Raw genomic sequence first — 21,719 nt, forward strand, 5'->3', positions numbered from 1 at the left:
AAGAAATAGCATGGGAGCAACCGTCATAACCATTACCTCCGGCAAGGGAGGCGTCGGCAAGACAACCACCACGGCCAATTTGGGCGTGGCACTCGCACTGCAAGGCATGCGCGTCGCCGTCATTGACGCCGACATCGGTCTGCGCAATCTGGACGTCGTCCTCGGACTGGAGAACCGCATCGTCTACGACCTGGTGGATGTGGTGGAGGGCCGCGCGCGCCTGCGCCAGGCCCTGATTCGCGACAAACGCCTGACCGAACTGTATCTGTTACCGGCCGCACAGACGCGTGACAAGAACGCAGTCTCCGAGAAACAGATGATCGCCCTGACCGACGAGATGCGCGCGGAGTTCGATTTCATCCTGGTTGATTCGCCTGCCGGCATCGAACAGGGCTACCGCAACGCGATAGCGCCGGCCGACCGCGTCATCATCGTCACCACGCCAGAGGTTTCAGCGGTCCGTGACGCCGATCGCATCATCGGCCTGATCGAAGCCGCGCAGAAAGGCCCTGGCGACCTGCTTCTCAACCGCCTGAATCCAACGTTGGTGAAGCGCGGAGACATGTTGAGCGCCGACGATGTGATCGAGATTCTGTCCATCAACCTGCTCGGCATCATTCCTGAAGACCCCAGATCGTCGTGACCACCAATCGGGGACAGCCAGCAGCCCTGAACGGTGATTCCCCGGCCGGATGGCCTATCGCCACATTGCGCGGCGCGTCTTGGGAGAAGACGTACCGCTCATGCCGATGCGCGATCAAACCGGGCTGTTCGGTCGGCTGGCACGTTTCTTTGGGGGAAGTGGGCAGTAGATGTTAGGAGAAACGCCATGAACGTCATCGAACAACTGCGCAGATTCTTCAGCCCCGATCCTCCGAGCCGTGAGGTGGCCAAAGAGCGCCTCAAACTCGTCCTGGTGCATGACCGGCTGTCGCTCTCGCCAGCGCTCATGCAAACCCTGAAGGATGAGTTGATCGCCGTCATCTCCAAATACGTCGCCATTGATCCGGCCGGGGTCGAGGTCACACTGAGTCAGTCGCGTTACGATCAGCGCCTGGTGGCCGACATTCCACTGGCGCCGCTGGCGCCGCTGCCGCCGCCCGATGATCCTGCCGCGCCAACCGCGTCAGGCAGCCGACCGCGCCGCCGATCCAGGCCGGCCAGTCCGGTCCACAGGCAAACCACCTGATGGCGCGCGCCTGGCGCAACTTCGACTGGACGCTGCTCGGCATCACGCTGGTCATGCTGGTGATCGGCGTGGTCATGGTGCGCAGCGCCACGATCAACACACCGGGATTAGAGGACATGGTCCGCCGGCAAATCACCTTCTGCCTGGCCGGGCTGGTCATCCTCTTCGTCGCGGCCAGCGTGGATTACACGCTCGTCGCCACCGCGCCCACGCTGACCTATCTGATTTTGGTTGGCCTGCTGGCGCTTGTAGAGATCGTCGGCATGACGCAGGGCGGCGCACAGCGCTGGGTGGAAATTGGCCTCGCGGTGCAGCCGTCCGAGCTGGCCAAGATCCTGGTGGTGATCATTCTGGCACGCTTCCTGGCCGACCGTGAACAGGCGATGAGACGCATCAGCACCTACCTCGGCGCGGTGCTCCTGCTGGCGCTGCCGCTGGTGCTCATTTACCTGCAGCCGGACCTGGGTACGACGCTCTCCATCGCCTTTGCGGGCGGCGTCATGCTGCTCATCGCCGGGCTGCCGCTCATCTACGCGGCGCTGACTGGCGTGGCCGCCGCGGCCGTGGCGCCGCTGGCCTGGTTGTCCATGCAAGAGTACATGCGCAACCGCATTCTGCTCTTTCTCAACCCGGCGGGCAACCCGGACGACTTCTACAACGTCAACCAGGCGCTCATCAGCATCGGCAACGGCGGCATCCTGGGGCAGGGGCTTTCCCACGGCAGTCAGAGTCAACTGCACTTCTTGCGTGCGCCACACCGACTTCATCTTTTCTGTCATCGCCGAAGAACTGGGCTTTGTGGGCGCGGTCATCGTACTCGTCCTATTCATTCTGCTGCTCCTGCGCCTGCTGCGCATCGCTGACCTGGCCCGCGATAGTTTTGGCCGCCTGCTGGTCATCGGCATGACCTCCATCATCTTCTTCCAGGCCGCGGTCAATATCGGCATGAACCTGAACCTGCTGCCTGTGACCGGCAAACCGCTGCCCTTCATCAGCTACGGAGGCAGCTCGCTGCTCATTTTCATGCTGAGCATCGGCCTGGCCGAAAGCGTAGCCATGCGCTATCGCAAACTGGAGTTTTAGTACGTCACGCAATCATGCCTGATTGACAGGAGACAACGATGTCCACACTTCTTTTGCAGCACGCCGATGTGCTGGTCACTATGGACGCGCAGCGGCGCCAGATCAAAGATGGTGCGCTTTTTGTGCGCGATCAGGCCATCGAGCAGGTGGGGCCGACGGCCAGCCTGCCCGCCAGCGCCGACACCGTCATCAATGCCCGCGGCATGATCGTGCTGCCGGGCCTCGTCAACACCCACCATCACCTCTATCAATCACTCACCGCGCCCTGGCGCAGGACAGCGTTCTCTTCGCCTGGCTGAAGACCTCTATCCCATCTGGGCGCGGCTGACGCCGGAGGCGGTTTACCTGGGCGCCAAGCTGGGCCTGGCCGAGCTGATGCTCAGCGGCTGCACCACCAGCAGCGACCATCATTACCTATGGCCGCACGGCAGCCGCATTGACGACGAAATCGAGGCTGCAGGGGAGCTGGGCATCCGCTTCCACGCCAGCCGCGGCTCCATGTCGCTGGGCGAAAGCCAGGGCGGTCTGCCGCCCGATTCTGTGGTTGAAGATGAGGACGCTATCCTGGCCGACTGTCGCCGCGCCATCGAGACCTTTCACCAGCGTGAGCGCTTCGGCATGGTGCGCATCGTCGTCGCGCCTGCTCACCCCTTCTCCGTCACGCCTGATCTGATGCGCAGAGCGCCGCGCTGGCGCGCAGCTACGGCGTCAGGCTGCACACGCATCTGGCCGAGACGAAGGATGAAGAGGGAGTTCTGCCTGGCACGCTTTGGCCGGCGACCCGTTGCCTATGCCGAAGACCTGGGCTGGACCGGGCGCGATGTCTGGCATGCGCACTGCGTCCACCTGAGCGAGGCTGAGATTGACCTGTTTGTTCGCACCGGCACCGGCGCCGCACACTGTCCCAGCAGCAACATGCGCCTGGGGAGCGGCATTGCGCCCATTCGCCGCCTGCTCGATCGCGGCGCGTCCGTGGGCCTGGGCGTGGATGGCAGCGCCAGCAACGACGGCGCCCATCTCCTGGGCGAGGCACGGCAGGCCATGCTCCTGCAGCGCGTGCTGGGCAATCCGGCCGCGCTGACCGCGCAGGAGGCGCTCGAACTCGCCACCCTGGGCGGCGCGGCCGTCCTCGGTCGTGACGACATCGGTGCGCTCGCCCGGCATGGCCGCGGACTTCATCGGCCTGAACCTGAATCGCCTGGCCTACAGCGGCGCCCTGCACGATCCCCTGGCCGCCGTCCTCTTCGCGCCGCAGCCGGTGGACATCAGCGTCATCAACGGCCGTGTGCGCGTCCAAGAGGGCCAGATCGTGGGCCTGGACGCGGCCGACCTGGTGGCGCGACACAGCGCCGCCAGTCGGAGGCTGGTGAGGGGAGAGTAGAGAGCGGAGATTGGAGATCGGAGATTGGAGATCGGTGACCGACGAGCAATCTGCGTGTAGCGGTTGGAAACCGTAACCGGCACGTGGTGCCAGTTGGCAACTTGTGTTACCGCGCGGCCTTGTGCAAACGATTTGATTTTGGTAGAATACGGGGCAAGTAGTGAAAATGCAGCGATGAAGGGTGGAAGCTGATGAGCATGAAAGCGATCAATCTCGCACAGACAGTCAATTACTTCAGGCAGATCCCGCTCAGCGGCCAAGACCTGCGTTTCTGGTTTGTGGCCCGAGAAGGGTCGCCCCGAGGCTATATGCGCAGTCTGCTCCGAACAGTGAATGAACCGGTGAAACTCCTGTTTGTGGGCCATCGCGGCAGCGGCAAGTCCACCGAGCTGAACAAGCTGGCCGAAGAATTGAGCGACAAGTTCTACACCATTCATATTGACATCCGCGCCATCACCGGTCGCACCACGCCAGAATATGAGGATGTCATGCTGGCAATGAGTACGCAGATTGTTATTTTCTGCATCGAACACAACCTGGTACGTACTCCGCTCGTTGAGCCAGTGCGGCAGGGCTGGGAAAGCCTGCGCGACTGGTGGCTGCAGGTGGTCGCCGGTTTGCCCATCCGCCCCGCATCTGCCGAAACCACGATTTCAGCGCAGGTGAAAACGCTTCTGGGCGACATCGAGCTGAGCGCGCGTCAGTCCTCAGCCGCAAGGGAGCAGCTCAAGTTCCAAATCAACCAACAGATGCCCGATTTAATCCGTCATCTTAATTGGGTGATTGCCGAAGCCGAAAAGAACAGCCAAAAGCACCTGCTCATCGTGGTCGAAGGTCTGGACAAGGTGGATCTGGAAGCGGCGACGCAGATTTTTCGCGACCATGCGCCGACGATTACCTCGCCCATCACGGCGATGATCTACACCTGCCCGCTGGCGCTGCGCTTTTCCGATCACTACAACACGCTGAAACTGAGTTTCAGCGAAGTTCGCTATCTGCCCAACATTGCACCGCGCCACCGTGACAATTCGCCCAACCCGGAAGGGATGGCGACGTTGCGTGACATCGTTCTTCAGCGCCTCGAGGATCGTCTGATCGAGCCGTTGGCGTTTGACTTGATCCTGCAGGCGTGCGGCGGCGTGCCAGTTTGGCTTGTCTTTCTCGTGCGCAGCGCGGCTGTCTACGCGCTAAACCGCAGCGAACAGGCCGTAATCATCCGGGCCGAGGATGCCCGCAGCGCCATCAAGGAGCTGCGCCGTGAAGCCCTGGCCCCCCTCAGCCGCCGCGACCTGACCGTACTGCGAGCGCGGCATGGGGACCGCCGCCTGACCAACGATACCGATGAACAGCGGCTGATCTACAACGGCAGCCTGATCGAATACGACAACGACGTTCAGTGGTGCGATGCCCACCCGGCGTTGTGGAGCTTGTTGGAGCAGGCCGATGATGACAACCCAGATGACAACGGCCTTGACTGACTTCTCAGCTACGGCCACTGCGTCCGAGCTGCATCGCCTGGTCATCCTGCTGAACCTGGCCGAAGGCGCATGGGCGCTGGCGATCTACGAAGATGGCGCCGTGCGCCGGCAGGTGATTGCGGATTTGCGGCCGGCGCTGGCGCCGCTGGCGTTGGTGGAAATCTCCCTGGCAGGCAACTCCGCAAATGTCTTGGACCACATGCAGCAAGCGGCGCAGACCGCGAGACAGCCTGCACCCGTTGTTTCATTTAACGATGTGAGCCACGCCTTTCCGGCCCTCTTTGGCCATCTTGACGTTCAGCGTGAAACTCTGGCGCGCGCACCGCATCGCCTGCTCTTTTGGCTCAGCGAAGGCGAGCGTCGTGAATTGGCCCACAGTGCGCCCAATTTCTATTCACGCCTGAGCGGCGTATTTCGCTTTCCGGGGCGCGTGGGTCCGCAGGCAATGGTCCTTTCGAATCCGCCGCTGCGTGTCACGCCGGGGGAGAGCAGTGGCGCAGGGGCGCGGCGCCGTCCCCGCGTGCCGGTTGTAGATGAACGTGATCGCCAACAGATCATCGCCCGACAGAAGAGCCGGCTCGACGCGCTGCGCGGCCGTCCGCGGCCCGACTGGAAAGCGGTTGGCGATGCCTGGTATGACATGGCCGGGCTACACGAAGAAGAGATGCCGCGACGCTGGGATGTGGCCGCAGCCTCCTATGCCGAAGCCGCGCGTGCGTATACCAACGCCGGGCAAACGGCCTGGCAGGCCGAGGCGCTTTTCCAGGCCGCAGATGCCGCCCGACGCGTCTACGCGACTGAGGCCAGTCTTGACTATGCGCAAAATAGCCTGGCGCTGTACCGCCTCCTGAGCGACGGCAGCAGCACACCGCAGACGATTCTACTGGGCGAGGCCAACGTGCTGAAGGCCATCGGCGACGTGCAGCAATTTCGTGCCGACCGGGAGGGAGCGTTGGCGTCGTACGGGCAGGCGCTGGACCTGTTCCGGCAGGTGGGCGACCGGCTGGGCGAGGCCAACGTGCTGAGGGCCATCGGCGACGCGCAGCAATTTCGTAAAGAAATCGAGGGTGCGTTGGCGTCGTACCGCCAGGCGTTGGAGCTGTATCGCCAGGTGGGCGACCGGCTGGGCGAGGCGAACGTGCTCAAGGCCATCGGCGACGCGCAGCAATTTCGTAAAGAAATCGAGGGGGCGTTGGCGTCGTACCGCCAGGCGCTCGACCTGTATCGCCAGGTGGGCGCCCGGTTGGGCGAGGCCAACACGCTGCAGGTCATCGGGAATCTATCCCGCACAGCGCAGCAGTACGAAGAAGCTAAATCGTTATACGATAATTCTCTTACGCTCTATCAAGCCATCGGCGAGCGGCAAGGCGAGGCCAACAGCTATCTGGAGTTGGCGCGCCTTGCTCTGGTGCAAGGAAACGCCAGGCCAGCGCAGCAGTACGCGCAGCAAGCCATCGAACGCCATACGGCTAACGGAGATCGCTACGGCGCGGCGCTGGACCACGAGACGCTGGCGGCTGCGTGCCGGGCCGCCAATGAACCCGCGGCCGCCATGGATGCCATGCAGCAGGCGGCCGCGTTGTACACCGAGATTGGGTTGACCGGGAAAGCCGCGTCCGTGGGCAGCGCATTAGCCGATCTGCTCGCAGAGCAAGATCGTCTTGAGGAGGCGTTGGCGGTCTCGGCGGCCACGGTGGAGTCGGCGCCGGACGTCGCCATGTAGCGTCGCAACTAATGCGAGCAGAGAGCGGGGGCAAGCCATGTGGTTTGAAAGATTAACCGGTTTTCCTGAAGTGTCACCTCATCAGGTTCGCGAGAAGATCGCGGTGGACGGGAAGATGTTGATTTCGCATGTCAACGGGAGGGCCATGGTCCACGGCCAACTGGAGACCCCGACCCTGGGCGAGCTGCGAGAACGTGTCCATGCGAGTGGGTATCAGAGCGGGAAAATGTCAGTCCGTGAAATCGTGGCTAACGTGCAGCAGTTGCACACAGAGGTCGCGAATGCCGGCGCGCTGTTTCAGGTCGCCTCCCAGTTCAATCTGCTGGAAATGGTCTCTCCAGACGTCACGCCAGAGCGAGGTGTGGGCATCTATGACCATGACCATACCCAGGGGCCAGCGTGCGCGATTGCGGCTGGCGCGGGAACGATCTATCGCAACTACTTTGCCATGGTCAATGGACAAATCGGCCAATCAGCAAGCAACCAAATTGATTGCCTGGCCGATGTTGGTGCTGCGTTGGGCAATACTGCGGGCCGGCTGTGGGAAATGCGCAACGGTTATGCGTTGGCATCGCAGCGGGGTCTGGCTGAAATTACCCATCGCCTGCAAGCCTCAAGCGAGCGTGAGCTTGATGAATTGCGACAACTGTTGCGCATCGGCCTCCAGTGGAATACGCAAGTGACCCTCGATAAGGCCAAACACACCGTCTCTCAAGCCTACTGCTCGGCCCTACCAGTGACCTATTCCACGCATCCCGCGCCTCTGTGGGCGGCGTTTGCCCGGCTCATTCTTGAGGCAGCCTATGAGGCCACGATCTGCGCAGGCATCTTGAATGCGCTCAGCAGTGGCAACAAAAGCGTATTTCTCACCTTGCTTGGCGGTGGAGCATTTGGCAATACAACGGAATGGATCATGAGCGCGATCCAACGCGCCTTGAACCTTAACAGATACGCCGATCTCGATGTGGCCATCGTCAGCTATGGCGCGTCCAATCCCCAGGTCCAGCAACTCTTGCATCAATGGTCATAGGCGCGCGCGACGCAGGCGGGATGGCTTGCCCCTACTCCTGCTCGAACACCGTCCCCAGCGGCCGGCGGTGACGTCTGCAGGGCGCGCAGGCTGCGCACGAGGATGCGGCGCAGGCCGTCCGGCAGGCGACCGAGGCTGCGCTGCAGCCACTCGGCGTTGCCCAGTGTGACCAGCACCAGGGTCAGGATCATCAGCGGGAAGGGCAGTGTGGGGAAGAGCTGCGTGGGCACGTTGGGCATGGCGCTCTGCAGGGTGTTGGCCAGGGTCTGCAGGGTGACGAAGGCGTACGCACCCACGCCGCGCGCAGGGGCCGCCAGCCGCCAAAGATGACAATCGCCAGCGCAATCCAGCCCGTGCCTTCGATGCCGTAGGGCCGCGCCCAGCCTGGCTTGACCAGCAGGGAGAACGCGGCGCCACCCAACCCCACCAACGCGCCGCCCGCCAGGGGTGTAGACGTAGCGCATGCGGGTCACATTGACGCCACGCGCAAACGCGGCCGCGGGCCGTTCACCCAGCCCTTGCAGCTTCAGGCCGGGCTGCGTCTTGTTCATGTAGAACCAAACCAGGAAGATCGCCAGCAGACTCAGATAGACCATCGGGTCCTGATCGAAGAAGATGCGGCCGACGACCGGCAGGCTGACCAGGCCGGGGATGGGCAGGTGCTGCACCTGTGGGCCGGGCACGCGCGTGTACGCGTTGCCCAGCACATAGGCCAGGTCGCGCGTGAGCAGGGTCAGGATGAAGCCGGTGGCAACCTGGGGCTGATGCAGGGTCAGGCTGATGACGGCAATCACCCCGGCCACCAGCGCGCCGACGAGCATGGCCGCGGCCATGCCGAGCAGCAGGCTGCCGCTGACCGTCGCAACAATGAACGCGGTCATGGCCGACAGCAGGATCGAGCCATCGAGCGACAGGTTGATGACGCCCGCCTTTTCGGTGATGGTCTCGCCCAACACAGCGAAGATGATCGGCGGCGCCGCGGCTAACACCGAGGCCAAAAGAATGACGATGTCCATGGTCGTTGTCCCCGTCAAGGCTGCGTTCTACGATTTACGCTTGAAGAGCCGCGCTTGCAGGCCCTGCGTGATGAGCACTGAGAGCACAAGCAGGCCCTGGATGACCCCGCCGAGGGAGGAGTCGAGCTGGCGCTGCAAGGCGAGCTGCAGGCTGCCCATGGCGATGGCGGCAAAAAGACCGAGATGGGCACGCTCCACGCCGCGCTGAGGTTGGCCAGCAGTACGACCAGGATCGCCAGAAAGCCATAGCCGCCGGAAATCAGCGGGAAGAGGTTGTGCCGGGCGCTGGTACCGACGATCAACACCCAGCCGGCCAGGCCAGCGAGCGCGCCGCAGATGGCAAAGGCCAACAGCATGTGGCGATCGGTGGAGACGCCCAGGGTGTAGGCGGCGCGCACGTTCTTGCCGATGGCCTTGAGCCGCAGGCCGAAGTAGGTGCCGCGCAGCGCAACGCCGACCACCGCAATTGCCGCCAGGGCCAGGAGAATTTCCACCGGGCTGACCTGGAAACCGGGAAAGGCCGGCAACCACAACGATGGCGGGAATGGCTCGGTGCCGCTCGTGGAGCCGATGCCAGGGCGCTTCCAGGACCGAGCACGAGGTAGACGGTGAGGCTGCCGGCGATGAAGTTCAACCCCAGGCCGCCAAAGATCTCGTTGACATTGCCGTAGCGCTTGAGCAGGCCCGTCAACACCCCCCACAGCGCGCCGCCCAGCGCCGCGCCCAGCGCGGCCGCGATCAGCGTCAGGGCAGGCGGCAGGCTGGGCTGCAACCAACGCAGGACGCCAGTGGCGAAGATCGCTCCCAGCACCACCTGGCCTTCGATGCCGATGTTCCACAGGCCCGCGGCGAAGGTGACTAAGAGGCCGGCCGCGCACAAGAGCACCGGCGCCCACGCAGTCAGGACATAGGCCAGGCGCGGAGGAGCCAAACGCCCCGTTGATGATCAAGCCAAAGGCATCGAGCGGCGACGCGCCGATGGCGAGCAGGATCAGGGCAGAGAGCGCCAGGGCCGCCAGCATGCCACCGACGCGCAAAGCCCATTCTGCCAGGCTGGTGCCCGGCCGCGAAAGTGTGTCACGCAAAGCCCTTCCCTCCTATCAGTTCCCCCAACTGCTCCACCGTGGTCAGGCGGGAATCGAGCGGTCCCACCACGCCGCCCCAAAAAACACCAGGAGATGATCGCTGCGGTCCAGCAGTTCATCCAGGTCGGCCGAGGCGAAGACGATCGCCATGCCCGCGCGCGTACGTTCCTGCAGCAGCCCCCAAATGTATTCGATGGATTCCATGTCCAGGCCGCGCGTGGGCTGCTCCATCAGCAGCAGGCGCAGGTTGAGCGGCAGCAGGCCAAGCAGGGTGCGCTGCTGATTGCCGCCGGACAGCGCCTCCACCGGGCTGGTCGGCGTCCCCTTGATGTTGAACTGCTTGATGCGTGCCACCGCGGTCTGGCCGGCCTGCACCCAGTTGACCAGGAATGGCTGCTTTCGTTCGGCCAGGGCCACATGCTCGGTCACGGTCAAGCCGGCCACCAGTCCCTCGGCCAGGCGATTGGCCGGCACGTAGGCGACCCCCGCTTGCAAATAGACCCGATACGCACGGTTGGTCATGTCCTGGCTGCCGATGCGGATATGCCCGGCGGTGGGGCGCAGCAGGCCGCCCAGGGCTTGCAGGAGCAGCCGCTGGCCGCTGCCCTCCAGCCCGGCCAGGCCGATCACCTGCCCGGCCAGCAGTTCGAGCGACAGGTCGTTGACCTCCAGGCGCCAGTCGCTGACCGTCACGCGATCCAGCGTCACGATCGGTTCGCCCAGCGGCAGAGCCTCGCGCTTCTTGAAGGTGATGACCTGACCAAACATCATCTGCACCAGCCGCTCCGTGGGGCAGGGCATGGTCGCCTCGCCTGTCAGCTTGCCCCGCGCCATCACCGACACCTGTGTACACAGGTCTTCCACTTCTTCCAGCTTATGCGAGACGAAGATCACCGTCTTGCCCTGCGCCGCCAGCTTGCGCAGCGCGGCGAAGAGCTTGGCCCCTCTGCTGCGCGGAGATGGCGGTGGTCGGCTCGTCCAGGATGACTGCCGCACGCCCAGCCAGAGCAGGCGTGCAATCTCGAGCTGCTGGCGTTCACCGATGCTCAGGCTGGCGACCTGGGCGTCGGGATCAATCTTGAAATCGAACTGGATGCAGAGGTCTTGCAGAGCCTGGCGCGCGCTGGCCCGGTCGGGCAAGATGCCGCCGGGGCTGCCAACGAGCAGGTTGTCGAGCACGCGCAGGGCCGGGAAATCGAGCGGGTCCTGGTGCAGCATGCCCACACCCAGGCGCACCGCCTCGGCGGGGGAAGTCAGAGCCACCGGCCGGCCGTCGAGCACGATCTCACCGCTGTCTGCAAAGATGAAGGGGGTTGGAGTGAGAGTTCAACCTTGCCTGGGCGAAGGCCAGGCAAGGTTGGAAAAAAGCACTTACTTGCTGGGGCCTTCCATGCCCTGGAGCAGCTGCGACAGGTACCACACCTGGAGGTCGGTGGCTGCCTCGCCATCCTTCAGGAAGGCCGAGCCGTCCTGGAAGTTGAGCGGCCCCTTGAACAGGGCGATGGAGCCATCGGCCAGGCCCTTGATGAACTTGTCCACGTTGGCTGCCGCGTCCGCGCTCAGCGCCTGGCCCTTGATGAAGCCAACCGCGCTGGTGTCTGCGTTGTTGATGTTGGCCCAGTCCGGCGCGTTCCAGTCCCAATACTGCGCCCATTTGCCATCTGCGGCCATCTGTACGGCCTTGAGGTAGGACGGCCCCCAGTTGAAGTACGGCACGCCCAGGCAGATCGCTTCAGCTTCTTTGCAGGCGTCCTCGTAGTCGTAGGGTATGGTCCAGACCTTCTTGCCGGCCTGCGCCATCTTGCCGCCCTCGACCAGCGCCTCCGTGGTGTCAATGCCGGAGAGGACCACATCGTAGCCGTTGTTGTAGAAGTCGTCTGCCACCTTGGTGGGGTCGAGCGTCTGGCCAGGGATGTTGAACCAGAAGCCGATCCAGGTCACCTTGAAGCTGAGCGCCGCGGCGTCCTTCTTGGCGAATTCGGTCCAACAGTAGCGGGCGCCCAGGTACGCCGAAGCGGTCAGGCGCCGCGTCTCGTCGTTGATCAGGGGCCAAGATAGCCGATCTTGCCGGTCTGCGAAGTCAGCGCGGCCGCACAGCCTGCGATCATCTTGCCGTACCCATGCGACCCATGAAATTGCTCAGGTTCTTGGGCGCCTTGAAGTCCTCGCCATCTTTCCAGGCATGGTCACCGGAGACGTTGACAATCGGCAGGTCCGGATGCTTGATGGCGGCTTCGAGGGTGCCGTCCTTGAAATCGTCTGAGGTGGTGAAGACGATCTTGACGCCCTGTCCCACCAGGTCATCCACCAACTGCGGCACGGTGACGCCGGGCTTGGCGCCGGGATTGACGTTGTCTACGTAAACCATCTTGGCGCCGGGGATTTTCGATTCGATGTACTTACCGGCCTGGTAGTGGGCCTCGCTCCAACCATGATCGTTATACGGGCCAACCAGAATCAGGCCAAATTTGAACTCGGTGGCGGCCGGCGCCTTCGTTGGCTCGACTGCAGCCGTGGGTGCGGCCGGTGTGGCAGCCGGCGTGCAGGCGGTCAGCAGAAGCGCGGAGATCAGGAACAGGGCCATCAGATTCACAAGACGTTTGGAAATCATACACTCTCCTCCTCAAGTTGCTGTAAAATGTTCGGGCAAATGGCGTTGCGTGCAGGCAAGCGCCTGGACAAAGATCGCGGAGGGCACAAGAAATGCAGGGGAGTAGACTCCAGATGCAGAGAGATTATAACATAGGGCAGATGATTCTCAAATTTCGATTTGGAGAGCGTCAATTGATATAATCAAGATAGGAGGATTGAATCATGAACATGCAAGAACGATTGGCGGCGGCGCGCGGGGATGTAGAGGCTGACCTGGTGTTGCGCGGCGGACGCCTGATCAATGTGTTCTCCGGCGCCATCGAGGAGACCGATATTGTGATCGCCGGCGAGAATATAGTGGGCTTTGGCAGTGGCTACCCGGCGCGCGAGGTGCATGACCTGGATGGCGCGTTCGTGGCGCCCGGCCTGATTGATGCGCACGTCCACATCGAAAGCTCGCTGTGTACCGTGCCTCAGTTCGCCCGCGCGGTCGTGCCACATGGCACCACCACCGTGATCACCGACCCGCATGAGATTGCCAACGTCCTGGGCCTGGACGGTATCCGCTACATGCTGGAAACGGCCAAATACGGCCCCTTGACGGTTTACGTCAATGTGCCATCGTGCGTGCCGGCCACGGCCATGGAAACCACCGGCGCCCGCCTGGAGGCGGAAGACATTGCCGACCTGCGTCACAACCCCTGGGTGCTTGGCCTGGCCGAGGTGATGAACTATCCCGGTGTCATCAGCGGCGATGAAGGCGTGCTGGCCAAGCTGGCCGCGTTTCATGGCCGGCCGGTGGATGGACACGCGCCGGGAGTCAGCGGCCGTGCGCTCAACGCCTATGCCAGCGCCGGCATCGGCTCCGATCATGAGTGTACCACGGTGGCGGAGGCGCTGGAGAAACTGCGCCGCGGCCTGTTCATCCTGATTCGTGAGGCCACCAACGCGCACAACCTGCAGACGCTGCTGCCGCTGATTACCCCTGCCACCAGCCGGCGCATCTGCCTGTGTACCGATGACCGCCAGCCGGCCGATCTGCTCGACCTGGGCGGCATTGACTACATGATACGCCGCGCGCTGCAAGCCGGCATCCCGCCGGTCACCGCCTTCCAGATGGCAACCCTCAACCCTTGCGAGTGGTTTGGCCTGCACGACCGCGGCGCGGTGGCGCCCGGCCGGCGTGGCTGACCTGATCGTCTTCGAGTCACTGGCCGATTTCAGGGTCAAGCGCGTCTACCGCGCCGGGCAGGTGGTGGCCGAAGATGGGCGTATGCTGCCCTGGTCCGGCAGCGCCATGCAGCGCCAGCCTCGCGTGCGCAGCTCCATGAATGTGGATTGGGACACCCTCGACTTTGCCATTCCGGCCGCCGGCCGCGCCGTGCGCGTCATTGGCGCCATCGAAGATCAACTGATCACCGAGCACCTGATCGAGCCGCCCACGCTGCGCGACGGGCTGGCCGTGGCGGATCCGGCGCGTGATCTGCTCAAGATGGCGGTAATCGAGCGGCATCAGCACAGCGGGCATGTGGGCAAGGGTTTCATCAAACGCTTTGGCTTGACCCGCGGCGCGCTGGCCGGCACCGTCGCGCATGATCATCACAACCTGGTGGTGATCGGCGCAGACGACCGCAGCATGATGACCGCGGCGCGCGCGGTGGGTTCGATGCGCGGCGGCCTGGTGGTGGCCGAAGGCGACAAAGTCCTGGCGCAACTACCGCTGTCGGTGGCCGGCCTGATGTCGGATCAGCCGATCGAGGCGGTGCGCGGTGGCTATGATGATTTACTGCAGGCCGCGCACACGCTGGGCGCGTCCATGCACGATCCGTTCATGGCAATGAGCTTCTCCGCCCTGGAGGTGATCCCGCACCTCAAGCTGACCGACCTCGGCCTTGTGGATGTGGACGAGTTCAAACTGGTGCCGCTGTGGGTGGAGTGAAGAGTCGCCGGCAGTCAGGAAAATGTCCCTGACCCCATCCGTTTCGATTGCTGCACGAAAGGAGTCCGTGGTCATGTTACGCCGGTGTTCTACTTTCTCTTTTCTATCTTCTACTTTCTCTTTTCTATCTTCTACTTTCTCTTTTCTATCTACTACTTTCTCTCCCCTCTCCTCCCGACATTCTGCTCGCGGCCGGCTCGCGCCGCGCCTGTCGTCGTTGGTTCATCTGCTGGTGATATTCAGCGTTATAGTATTGGGCGTGCTCGCAGTCGCCTGCGGACCTGCCGGTGACTCGTCGAGACGCCCTCCTCTACTACCGATGCAACCCCAGTCGTCGCTGCCTTCCGCAGTTGCACCGACACCTGACCCAACCGACGCCGCGATCTGCGCCAGGTATCCCACGCCACCCTATCCAATCAGTCTGACGCCTTGTCCTGAATACTTGACGCCGCCAGCCGAGCCTATCGAAATTTTCACCCCTGCACCGCGCCCAACCCCTATCGTGCCTATCGTCATCGTTGGACCACAGATGAGCACGGCTAGAGGTAATACCTTCAGGCCGGTATTCATTTCCAAAGACTACACAGGGTCAGGCGAGTTGTGCGATATGCGCCCGTCTCCTGATGGACAGAAGGTTGCTTTGCATCTGTGCAACACTGAAGGCATGTCACTGGTAATCATCGCTCCTGTGAATGGGGGCAGAGCCGTGGGAGAGGCGAGAGGTGGTTGGTTCCGCGGCTGGTTTCCAGATTCCAATCAATGGCTATTGATGGGCGACCATTTGGAGGTACTGAACAGTGACACAGGCGAGGCCCGCAGGATCACGCCCGAAGGTGAAACCGTGACCGACGCTGCCGTGTCGCCAGACGGGAAAGCCGTTGCCTACACGATCATTCAGGGTGACAGGCTGAAGATTATCGACACAGCTGGCAACCTACTTCGCGAGATACTCGCCCCTTCATCCAAACCTGGTGATAGACCAGAAGGTATCACTTGGTCCTCTGACGGACTGCTCATCGCTTATGTCTGGGATCAAACTGTCATTCAGTTTAACAGCTTTGGCCCCCTCTGGGTGGCAGAAACTCAAACAGGTGAGCAGCGGCAACTCAGCCCTGATAAAATGTTTGACGGTTTCCCCATTTGGGATGCACAGAGTCATCAGGTCCTTGTTGTCCGACGGGAGAATATGGAAGACCGGTCAGCGGACTTCGATCTGAGCAAATTAATCAGCAACCTGTGGATTGTAGACGCGGACACGCAAGAATGGCGTCAGTTGACTGACCTCAATGGTCAAGGGGCTTGGTCGCCGATTTGGACGCCGGATGGCTCAGCGGTGGTGTTCATGTCGAATATGGGTAACCAACTTAACAGCTGGCTAATCAACGTCGACGACCGTAGCTTACAGCAATTGACCTTCGACAGTCCAATAATGCCTCGCACCCTGAGCGTGATACCGTAGGGGGTCTCCGAAAATGAAACACACGTCTCGCCTCGCAGTTTTCTGTTTGTTGGTCGTTGCTGTGATCGTTATCTCTGTGCAATCGCCGCAGGTGGCTCAGTCTCAAGGAGGTGAACCTCGCTTCTCCTTTCCGAGCGCGCGACGTTTTGCTATCACGTCTTACTTTGACCATACTCATCCTGATGTACTCTATAACACCATCGACGACGAGATAGCGACTTATACCACTGAACGAGGGTTGCGTTCCAATAACTGCTTTGATTGTTTCTGGTCAGGGACCGTACAGGTTTGCGGATATTACACGGTTCTTCAAGACGCAGCCAACTGTGGCGCGGCTGGCGGACGACGTATCTACTACGATATGCACCCGGCCATTGATTACGGCTTTCCCTTGAACACCGCAATCGCCGCCACTGCGCCCGGTACAGCTTATCGGCGCACAATCCTCGGCTCCGCTGTTGTGATTGACCATGGGAGTGATTATTGGACCAAGTACGGTCACGTCGATCCCAATTCTCGGATTGCTGACGGTACTCAGGTCATACGTGGGCAACAGATTGCGCTCAGTAGCAACACGGGTACAGGGGCCGCCCATCTGCACTTCGAAGCCCGATACAGCGGCGAAAATAGCACCGTATTCGATCCTTACGGCTGGCGGGGGACTTGGTTCACTGACCCCTGGAACCAACCACCTGGGCATACCGAATCTTGATGGCGCAGCGGCGACCCCATTCCAATGGGCTACCGTGATCAAAACCACAACACTCAAGGCCCTTATCAACTCACCGGCGTGATGGAGAGCAAATGGTACGATCTGAACGGCTTGCCGGGTTCGCCCATTGGTAATCGAGGTAGCAACAATTGTCCTGGCAGCTACGGCGACTGCCAGTTTTTCGAGAGAGGGTATCTCCGCTGGGATTACATCAACAATGTGACCCTCTATTACGACTACGCCTCAACCGTGGTCAGTCAAGTGTTCTATTTTCAGACGAGTAACTGGAATACAACTCTCTCCATCCAGAATATCAGCGGCGTTTCGGCTCAGGTCAGCGTTATCTTTGTGGAAAATGGCCGTGTGATTGACTCGCACACGTATTTAGCCTTGCCCAGCAGCTCCACCTGGATACTGAGCGCACAACATGCACTTCAAGATGTGACCAGTAGCTTTGCAGGCGCCGCTGAAGTGTATTCCAACCAAGCGTTTCAGATCACTGTGGCCCATCAACCTGCATTCAGCAATACGTTCGTGTCAACGATTATGAACAATTACTGATTGAGTAGTTGGCATGGGCATATGGGACATCGGACGCGGGCCAGGAATCGCTCGACACAATGTCCCACCTTTCTGTCAGGCATTTAGACGGGAAGCGGGGATGAGAGAGTGGGTACGATGCGACCAACCCGACGCTGCGGTTCAGCTACACCCACTACGCGGGAACGTCATCGCCGTACTGGGTGAAACAGGAGCAGAAGGAGAGCGGATCGAACTACCTGGAGAGTCGCACCTTCTACGATGGGATGGGCCGCGTGGTGCAGACACAGGCCGAGGCGGCGGACAGCAGCCAGAGCATCCTCGTCAACACGCAGTACCAGCCGTTGGGAGTGTTGCGAGCGAGCGTACACTACACCGTCACGGGCAGTCTGGGTGGGTATCGGACGCCGGACTGGAATCAGACCAAGACGCAAACGACCTACGATGCGCTGGGCCGCGTGACGCAGGTGACGCAGCCGGACGGGACGATGGTCAAGAGCTTCTACCAGAACCGGCAGACGGCGATGCTGGATGCGCTGAATCGGCAGACGATCTCGGAGACCGATGCGGTGGGGCGGCTGTACCGGGTGCAGCAGTACTTGGCCACGGTCAATGGGCAGCCCGACTGGGGCGCGACGGTGTATGCGCGCTCCGTCTACACCTACACGGTGAGCGACCAGCTCGAGCAGATGAAAGGGCCGGATGAGGCATTGACCGCGATGACTTACGATCTGTTGGGCCGCAAGACGAGCATGAACGATCCGGACATGGGCGCGTGGCAGTATCGCTACGATGCGGCGGGCAACCTGGTGAAACAGCGCGATGCGCGCTACCAGGCGATCTGCTTCTACTACGACGGCCACAATCGGCTGGTGGGCAAGACCTATCATGCGGGCATCAGCAACCTGGACACCCTGACGTGCAGCGGGGCTTATGCCGTCAGCTTCAGCTACGACAGCACGGCGAACGGCAACCTGGGCAAGGGCCGACGCACGGGCATGAACGATCCATCGGGCAGCAGCGCCTGGGCCTATGATCTGCGCGGCCGGGTGATCACCGAGACCCAGGTGATCAGCGGTACAGGGGGCGGCGCCTTCGTGACGGCCTGGTGGTATGACTCAGCCGACCGGCCGCTGTGGCAAAAGTATCCTGGCGGCAACGCGGGCCAGGTGGGCGAGCAGGTGAATTTCACCTACACCACCCAGGGGTTGCTGCGCCAGGTGCGGAGCAACGGCAGCACTTACTATGTGGGCGAGACGCTCTACAACGCGTTGGGCCAGGTGACGGAACGCTGGCTGGGCAGCACGACGGGAGTGGTGCAGCAGCTCTACACCTACACCGCGGCCGAGAACTTCCGGCTGGTGACGCTGAAGACCGGCAACGCGTCCCCCTACACCAACCTGCAGAACATCAGCTACACCTACGATGACGCCGGCAACGTGTTGAGCATCATTGACATCGCAGCCTACAACGGCCCTCCGCCAACGCCGCCGGCCACCCAGACGCAGAGCTTCAGCTACGATGCGCTGCACCGTCTGAGCACCGCGCAGGCCAGTGGCGCCACGGGGTACGGCGGTTACAGCCAGAAGAACTACGGCTACAACGCCATCGGCAACCTGACCCACTTCGAGAGCACGACGCAGAATCAGTACTATCAAGACGCGGCGCACAAGCATGCGGTGACGCACATCGGCGGCACGGCGCCCGGCAACCAGAAGTACTGGTACGACGCCAACGGCAACGCCACGCGGCGCATCAGCGGCAGCCAGGACATCACGCTGAGTTACGATGCTGAGAACCGGCTGACGGGCATGTCCGGCGGTGTCACGGCGAGTTACGTCTACGACGGGGACGGGGCGCGGGTCAAGGAGACGGCCGGCGGCGCAACGACGGTCTACATCGGGAACACCTTCGAGTGGACGGGCAGCACGGCCACGATGAAGAAGTATTACTACGCCGGCGCAGTGCGGGTCGCCATGCGCACGGGGACCAGCACGCTCAACTACCTGCTGAGCGACCACCTCGGCTCGCAGGCGTTGACGCTGACCAGCACCGGCGCCCGGCTGAACACCAATACCGAGCTGCGCTACATGCCTTACGGCGCTGCACGCTATACCGCTGGCACAACGCCGACCAGCTACAACTTCACGGGTCAGCGCAAGGATAGCAGCAGCGGTTTGCTGTTCTACAACGCACGGTGGTATGATCCGACGGTCGGGCGGTTTCTGCAGGCGGATACCATCATCCAAAGCAACGCCCGGGATGCCAAGCCCATTCTCCCATTGCTAGTGTCCTATGCCGAGCAGGGTCTGGTGGCGAATTGGAACGAATTCCAGCGAAGCGGTCGTCAAGCCATCACGACACATGATTCGCAGTTGCTTAACCGTTACACTTACGCCCGCAACAACCCTCTGTCCTATCGAGATGATACGGGTCACGTGATCTGGTGGGTGGTCGGCGGCATCGGTGGGGCTGTTGGTGGCTTCGGCGCCTATGCCCTGACGCATCAGGATAACTTCGACTGGGGGCAGGCTGCGTTGTGGACGGGCGGCGGCGCGGTGGTTGGCGCGACGTTCGGCGCGGGTGCGCAGTGGGTGGCCGGTGCGTTGACGGCGGAAGCTGCGGCGGCGACGGGAACCGCAGCCACCACAGCAGGCGTAGCTGCAAGCTCACCAACAGGACAGCGCACGATTCTCTGGCTGGAGAATCAACTGCCCCGAGTGCAGCACATCATGGCGCAGAAGCACGCCTGGGACAAGCTCGTGAACCTCGGTGGCAATCTGCAGCAAGATTATCAGGCTGTGCAACCGTATCTGAGTCAGGTTGTTCAAACTGGGGAACGTACGATCATGGAAGGGGGTAGCGTGCAGTATCGCGCGTTTATCAACGGCCAAGAGGTAATCGTAAGGGGAATTGAACTCGCAAATGGGGCTTTCCAAATCGCGGACGCGTTTGTCAAGACAGTGACGAGGTGAACATGAATGTAAGCATTGAACTACTTAGAGAAGCGGGCAAGTGTCGTGATGAACGACGTTATACTGAAGCAAATCGTCTGTATTTGCAGCATCTTGAGATTCACGGCCTCGCCTCCGATATCTTAGAAGCACTGGCACAAGTCGAGTTCTCAATGAGCATCGTGTCGCCTGATGCCGAGAACACTCACGGAAGAAAGGCTATTGAATGGATCAGCCAAGCGATCACCTTAAGGCCCAACGAGCCGGAGTATCTTTTTTTGTATGGGGTACTGTTAGAGCATGCACTCCTGGATTATCAAGCAGCTGCCGATGCTTATCGGCACGCTCTGCGGTCAGAGCCCCTCTTTGTACCAGCACTAGATAGACTCGCAGCGCTCTGTGGCGTTCCAGAGGATGTCGTATCGTTGGAAGAAGGGATTCTCTGCCGCGAGCAAGCGATCCGGATTAGTCCGACTCGCTCGGGGTGGCTTCGCTTGGGGCAGTTGTATGAGTGGGCTGGTCGTGAAGCAGACGGCGAGCAGGCTGCGGTCAGAGGACTGACCGCAGCACTAGAAACCGATACCATTAGATACTGATCCCTCGCAGCCAGCGCGTACCGGAGCAACCGCTATTGCTATGACACCAACGGCAACCAGACGGTGCGCCGGATAGGCAACAAGCTGCATCTGCTGACCTACGACGCGGAGAATCGCCTGACCGACCTGAGCGGCGGTGTCACGGCGAGTTACGTCTACGACGGGGACGGCAACCGGGTCAAGGAGACCATCGGCCCGACTTTCGGCCACGAATTGCACGAATCGAAACGAAAGGATCCTGAAATTCGTGCAAATTAGTGAAATTCGTGGCTGCTTCTGCTCTGCAACGGCAACATGACCGGGCGCACGGTGGGCGGCGTGACCTACACCCTGGTCTATGATGCGGAGAAGGTGAGAAGGGGAGAGGCGGTGATTGGCAGCAACACGACGGTGTACGTGGGGGGCGATCTACGAGAAGATGACGAGCGGCATCAGCACAGCGGGCATGTGGGCAAAGGCTTCATCAAACGCTTTGGCTTGACTCGCGGCGCGCTGGCCGGCGCCGTCGCGCACGATCATCATAACCTGGTGGTGATCGGCGCAGACGACCACAGCATGATGACCGCGGCGCGCGCGGTGGGTTCGATGCGCGGCGGCCTGGTGGTGGCGGAAGGCGACAAAGTCCTGGCGCAACTACCACTGTCGGTGGCCGGCCTGATGTCGGACCAGCCGATCGAAGCGGTGCGCGGGAGCTATGATGATTTGCTTGCGGCCAGACGCGGCCTGAGCCTGTCGAAGGGCGCTGGCCGCGTCGCTTCGACAAGCTCAGGCCGCGTTTCAGGGGATGCCCGTTCAGCCTCAGCAGTTCCAAATGTAGCACACATTCAACCACAAAGAGCACAGAGAACACAAAGAAACGGCAGATCAGACGCAAATCGGCAACCTCTCTGCGTTCTTTGTGATCTCTGTGGTTAAAAACCAGGCTACATTTGGAACTGCTGG

20 protein-coding genes and 3 pseudogenes are annotated in these 21,719 nt (G+C 61.6%); 17 read left to right on the forward strand and 6 right to left on the reverse strand.

Annotated elements, in window-relative coordinates; translation table 11 throughout:
* Positions 1–10 precede the first annotated feature (10 nt).
* From minD to IPF85_RS01410, 8 genes and pseudogenes are all read left to right on the forward strand, one after another.
* A pseudogene (minD, locus tag IPF85_RS01375) lies at positions 11–812 on the forward strand (septum site-determining protein MinD).
* A gap of 17 nt (positions 813–829) precedes the next feature.
* Positions 830–1,075, forward strand: a pseudogene (gene minE, locus IPF85_RS01380) (cell division topological specificity factor MinE); the annotation flags it as partial.
* A gap of 188 nt (positions 1,076–1,263) precedes the next feature.
* Positions 1,264–2,272, forward strand: a pseudogene (locus tag IPF85_RS01385) (FtsW/RodA/SpoVE family cell cycle protein).
* Positions 2,273–2,310: 38 nt separating this feature from the next.
* Positions 2,311–2,571 (forward strand): hypothetical protein, encoded by a 261-nt coding sequence (locus tag IPF85_RS01390; protein ID WP_343406267.1) that lies wholly within the window; start codon positions 2,311–2,313, stop codon positions 2,569–2,571.
* Between the two features lie 76 nt (positions 2,572–2,647).
* Entirely contained in the window at positions 2,648–3,691 is a 1,044-nt protein-coding gene (locus tag IPF85_RS01395; RefSeq protein WP_343406268.1) for an amidohydrolase family protein, read from the forward strand.
* Positions 3,692–3,850: 159 nt separating this feature from the next.
* A complete protein-coding gene (locus IPF85_RS01400) occupies positions 3,851–5,131 on the forward strand; it encodes a hypothetical protein (RefSeq protein WP_343406269.1) in 1,281 nt (426 codons plus the stop codon).
* Positions 5,097–6,854: a tetratricopeptide repeat protein gene (locus IPF85_RS01405; RefSeq protein WP_343406270.1), complete on the forward strand. Its 1,758-nt coding sequence runs from the start codon at positions 5,097–5,099 to the stop codon at positions 6,852–6,854. The genes IPF85_RS01400 and IPF85_RS01405 overlap by 35 nt, the downstream gene beginning before the upstream one ends.
* A gap of 37 nt (positions 6,855–6,891) precedes the next feature.
* The gene (locus IPF85_RS01410; RefSeq protein WP_343406271.1) at positions 6,892–7,884 is read left to right on the forward strand and encodes a hypothetical protein; all 993 of its coding nucleotides are present in this window, start codon (positions 6,892–6,894) and stop codon (positions 7,882–7,884) included.
* Here IPF85_RS01410 and IPF85_RS01415 read toward each other — a convergent pair.
* The 6 genes from IPF85_RS01415 to IPF85_RS01440 form a co-directional block, all read right to left on the reverse strand.
* Positions 7,872–8,900: an ABC transporter permease gene (locus IPF85_RS01415; protein WP_343406272.1), complete on the reverse strand. Its 1,029-nt coding sequence runs from the start codon at positions 8,898–8,900 to the stop codon at positions 7,872–7,874. The two genes, IPF85_RS01410 and IPF85_RS01415, sit on opposite strands and share 13 nt — an antisense overlap.
* 27 nt (positions 8,901–8,927) lie before the next feature.
* A complete protein-coding gene (locus IPF85_RS01420; protein WP_343406273.1) occupies positions 8,928–9,098 on the reverse strand; it encodes a hypothetical protein in 171 nt (56 codons plus the stop codon).
* Positions 9,099–9,198: 100 nt separating this feature from the next.
* Positions 9,199–9,831 (reverse strand): hypothetical protein, encoded by a 633-nt coding sequence (locus tag IPF85_RS01425; protein WP_343406274.1) that lies wholly within the window; start codon positions 9,829–9,831, stop codon positions 9,199–9,201.
* Positions 9,832–10,027: 196 nt separating this feature from the next.
* Positions 10,028–11,290 (reverse strand): ATP-binding cassette domain-containing protein, encoded by a 1,263-nt coding sequence (locus IPF85_RS01430; protein ID WP_343406311.1) that lies wholly within the window; start codon positions 11,288–11,290, stop codon positions 10,028–10,030.
* Positions 11,291–11,356: 66 nt separating this feature from the next.
* On the reverse strand, positions 11,357–11,926 hold the full coding sequence (locus IPF85_RS01435) for a hypothetical protein (RefSeq protein WP_343406275.1): 570 nt from the start codon (positions 11,924–11,926) through the stop codon (positions 11,357–11,359).
* 163 nt (positions 11,927–12,089) lie between these two features.
* Positions 12,090–12,596 carry a hypothetical protein gene (locus IPF85_RS01440; protein ID WP_343406276.1) on the reverse strand — a complete coding sequence of 169 codons (507 nt, stop codon included), beginning with the start codon at positions 12,594–12,596 and terminating at the stop codon, positions 12,090–12,092.
* A 203-nt stretch (positions 12,597–12,799) separates the two neighbouring features.
* Between IPF85_RS01440 and IPF85_RS01445 the strand changes: the two genes are divergently transcribed.
* The 9 genes from IPF85_RS01445 to IPF85_RS01485 all read left to right on the forward strand — a co-directional run bounded on the left by IPF85_RS01445 (position 12,800) and on the right by IPF85_RS01485 (position 21,692).
* Positions 12,800–13,768 carry an amidohydrolase family protein gene (locus tag IPF85_RS01445; RefSeq protein WP_343406277.1) on the forward strand — a complete coding sequence of 323 codons (969 nt, stop codon included), beginning with the start codon at positions 12,800–12,802 and terminating at the stop codon, positions 13,766–13,768.
* The gene (locus IPF85_RS01450; RefSeq protein WP_343406278.1) at positions 13,722–14,516 is read left to right on the forward strand and encodes an adenine deaminase C-terminal domain-containing protein; all 795 of its coding nucleotides are present in this window, start codon (positions 13,722–13,724) and stop codon (positions 14,514–14,516) included. The genes IPF85_RS01445 and IPF85_RS01450 overlap by 47 nt, the downstream gene beginning before the upstream one ends.
* A gap of 529 nt (positions 14,517–15,045) precedes the next feature.
* Positions 15,046–15,975, forward strand: coding sequence for a hypothetical protein (locus tag IPF85_RS01455; RefSeq protein WP_343406279.1), 930 nt, complete (start codon positions 15,046–15,048; stop codon positions 15,973–15,975).
* 13 nt (positions 15,976–15,988) lie between these two features.
* Positions 15,989–16,687: a M23 family metallopeptidase gene (locus IPF85_RS01460; protein WP_343406280.1), complete on the forward strand. Its 699-nt coding sequence runs from the start codon at positions 15,989–15,991 to the stop codon at positions 16,685–16,687.
* A 24-nt stretch (positions 16,688–16,711) separates the two neighbouring features.
* Complete coding sequence (locus tag IPF85_RS01465; RefSeq protein WP_343406281.1) at positions 16,712–17,248, forward strand: hypothetical protein; 537 nt, start codon at positions 16,712–16,714, stop codon at positions 17,246–17,248.
* A gap of 182 nt (positions 17,249–17,430) precedes the next feature.
* A complete protein-coding gene (locus tag IPF85_RS01470) occupies positions 17,431–20,202 on the forward strand; it encodes an RHS repeat-associated core domain-containing protein (RefSeq protein ID WP_343406282.1) in 2,772 nt (923 codons plus the stop codon).
* 2 nt (positions 20,203–20,204) lie between these two features.
* Positions 20,205–20,777, forward strand: coding sequence for a hypothetical protein (locus IPF85_RS01475; protein WP_343406283.1), 573 nt, complete (start codon positions 20,205–20,207; stop codon positions 20,775–20,777).
* Positions 20,778–20,840: 63 nt separating this feature from the next.
* On the forward strand, positions 20,841–21,035 hold the full coding sequence (locus IPF85_RS01480; protein ID WP_343406284.1) for a hypothetical protein: 195 nt from the start codon (positions 20,841–20,843) through the stop codon (positions 21,033–21,035).
* Positions 21,036–21,071: 36 nt separating this feature from the next.
* Positions 21,072–21,692 (forward strand): adenine deaminase C-terminal domain-containing protein, encoded by a 621-nt coding sequence (locus IPF85_RS01485; protein ID WP_343406285.1) that lies wholly within the window; start codon positions 21,072–21,074, stop codon positions 21,690–21,692.
* Positions 21,693–21,719 lie beyond the last annotated feature (27 nt).

Source organism: Candidatus Amarolinea dominans, from assembly GCF_016704685.1.
Classification (GTDB): Bacteria; Chloroflexota; Anaerolineae; order SSC4; family Amarolineaceae; genus Amarolinea; species Amarolinea dominans.

Coding starts and splice junctions, on each gene's coding strand:
- IPF85_RS01410 (WP_343406271.1), top strand. CDS start 6,892: ATGTGGTTTGAAAGATTAACCGGTTTTCCTGAAGTGTCACCTCATCAG.
- IPF85_RS01395 (WP_343406268.1), top strand. CDS start 2,648: ATGCTCAGCGGCTGCACCACCAGCAGCGACCATCATTACCTATGGCCG.
- IPF85_RS01485 (WP_343406285.1), top strand. CDS start 21,072: ATGACCGGGCGCACGGTGGGCGGCGTGACCTACACCCTGGTCTATGAT.
- IPF85_RS01455 (WP_343406279.1), top strand. CDS start 15,046: ATGAGCACGGCTAGAGGTAATACCTTCAGGCCGGTATTCATTTCCAAA.
- IPF85_RS01415 (WP_343406272.1), bottom strand. CDS start 8,900: ATGGACATCGTCATTCTTTTGGCCTCGGTGTTAGCCGCGGCGCCGCCG.
- IPF85_RS01400 (WP_343406269.1), top strand. CDS start 3,851: ATGAAAGCGATCAATCTCGCACAGACAGTCAATTACTTCAGGCAGATC.
- IPF85_RS01405 (WP_343406270.1), top strand. CDS start 5,097: ATGATGACAACCCAGATGACAACGGCCTTGACTGACTTCTCAGCTACG.
- IPF85_RS01440 (WP_343406276.1), bottom strand. CDS start 12,596: ATGATTTCCAAACGTCTTGTGAATCTGATGGCCCTGTTCCTGATCTCC.
- IPF85_RS01390 (WP_343406267.1), top strand. CDS start 2,311: ATGTCCACACTTCTTTTGCAGCACGCCGATGTGCTGGTCACTATGGAC.
- IPF85_RS01465 (WP_343406281.1), top strand. CDS start 16,712: ATGGGCTACCGTGATCAAAACCACAACACTCAAGGCCCTTATCAACTC.
- IPF85_RS01460 (WP_343406280.1), top strand. CDS start 15,989: ATGAAACACACGTCTCGCCTCGCAGTTTTCTGTTTGTTGGTCGTTGCT.
- IPF85_RS01445 (WP_343406277.1), top strand. CDS start 12,800: ATGAACATGCAAGAACGATTGGCGGCGGCGCGCGGGGATGTAGAGGCT.
- IPF85_RS01475 (WP_343406283.1), top strand. CDS start 20,205: ATGAATGTAAGCATTGAACTACTTAGAGAAGCGGGCAAGTGTCGTGAT.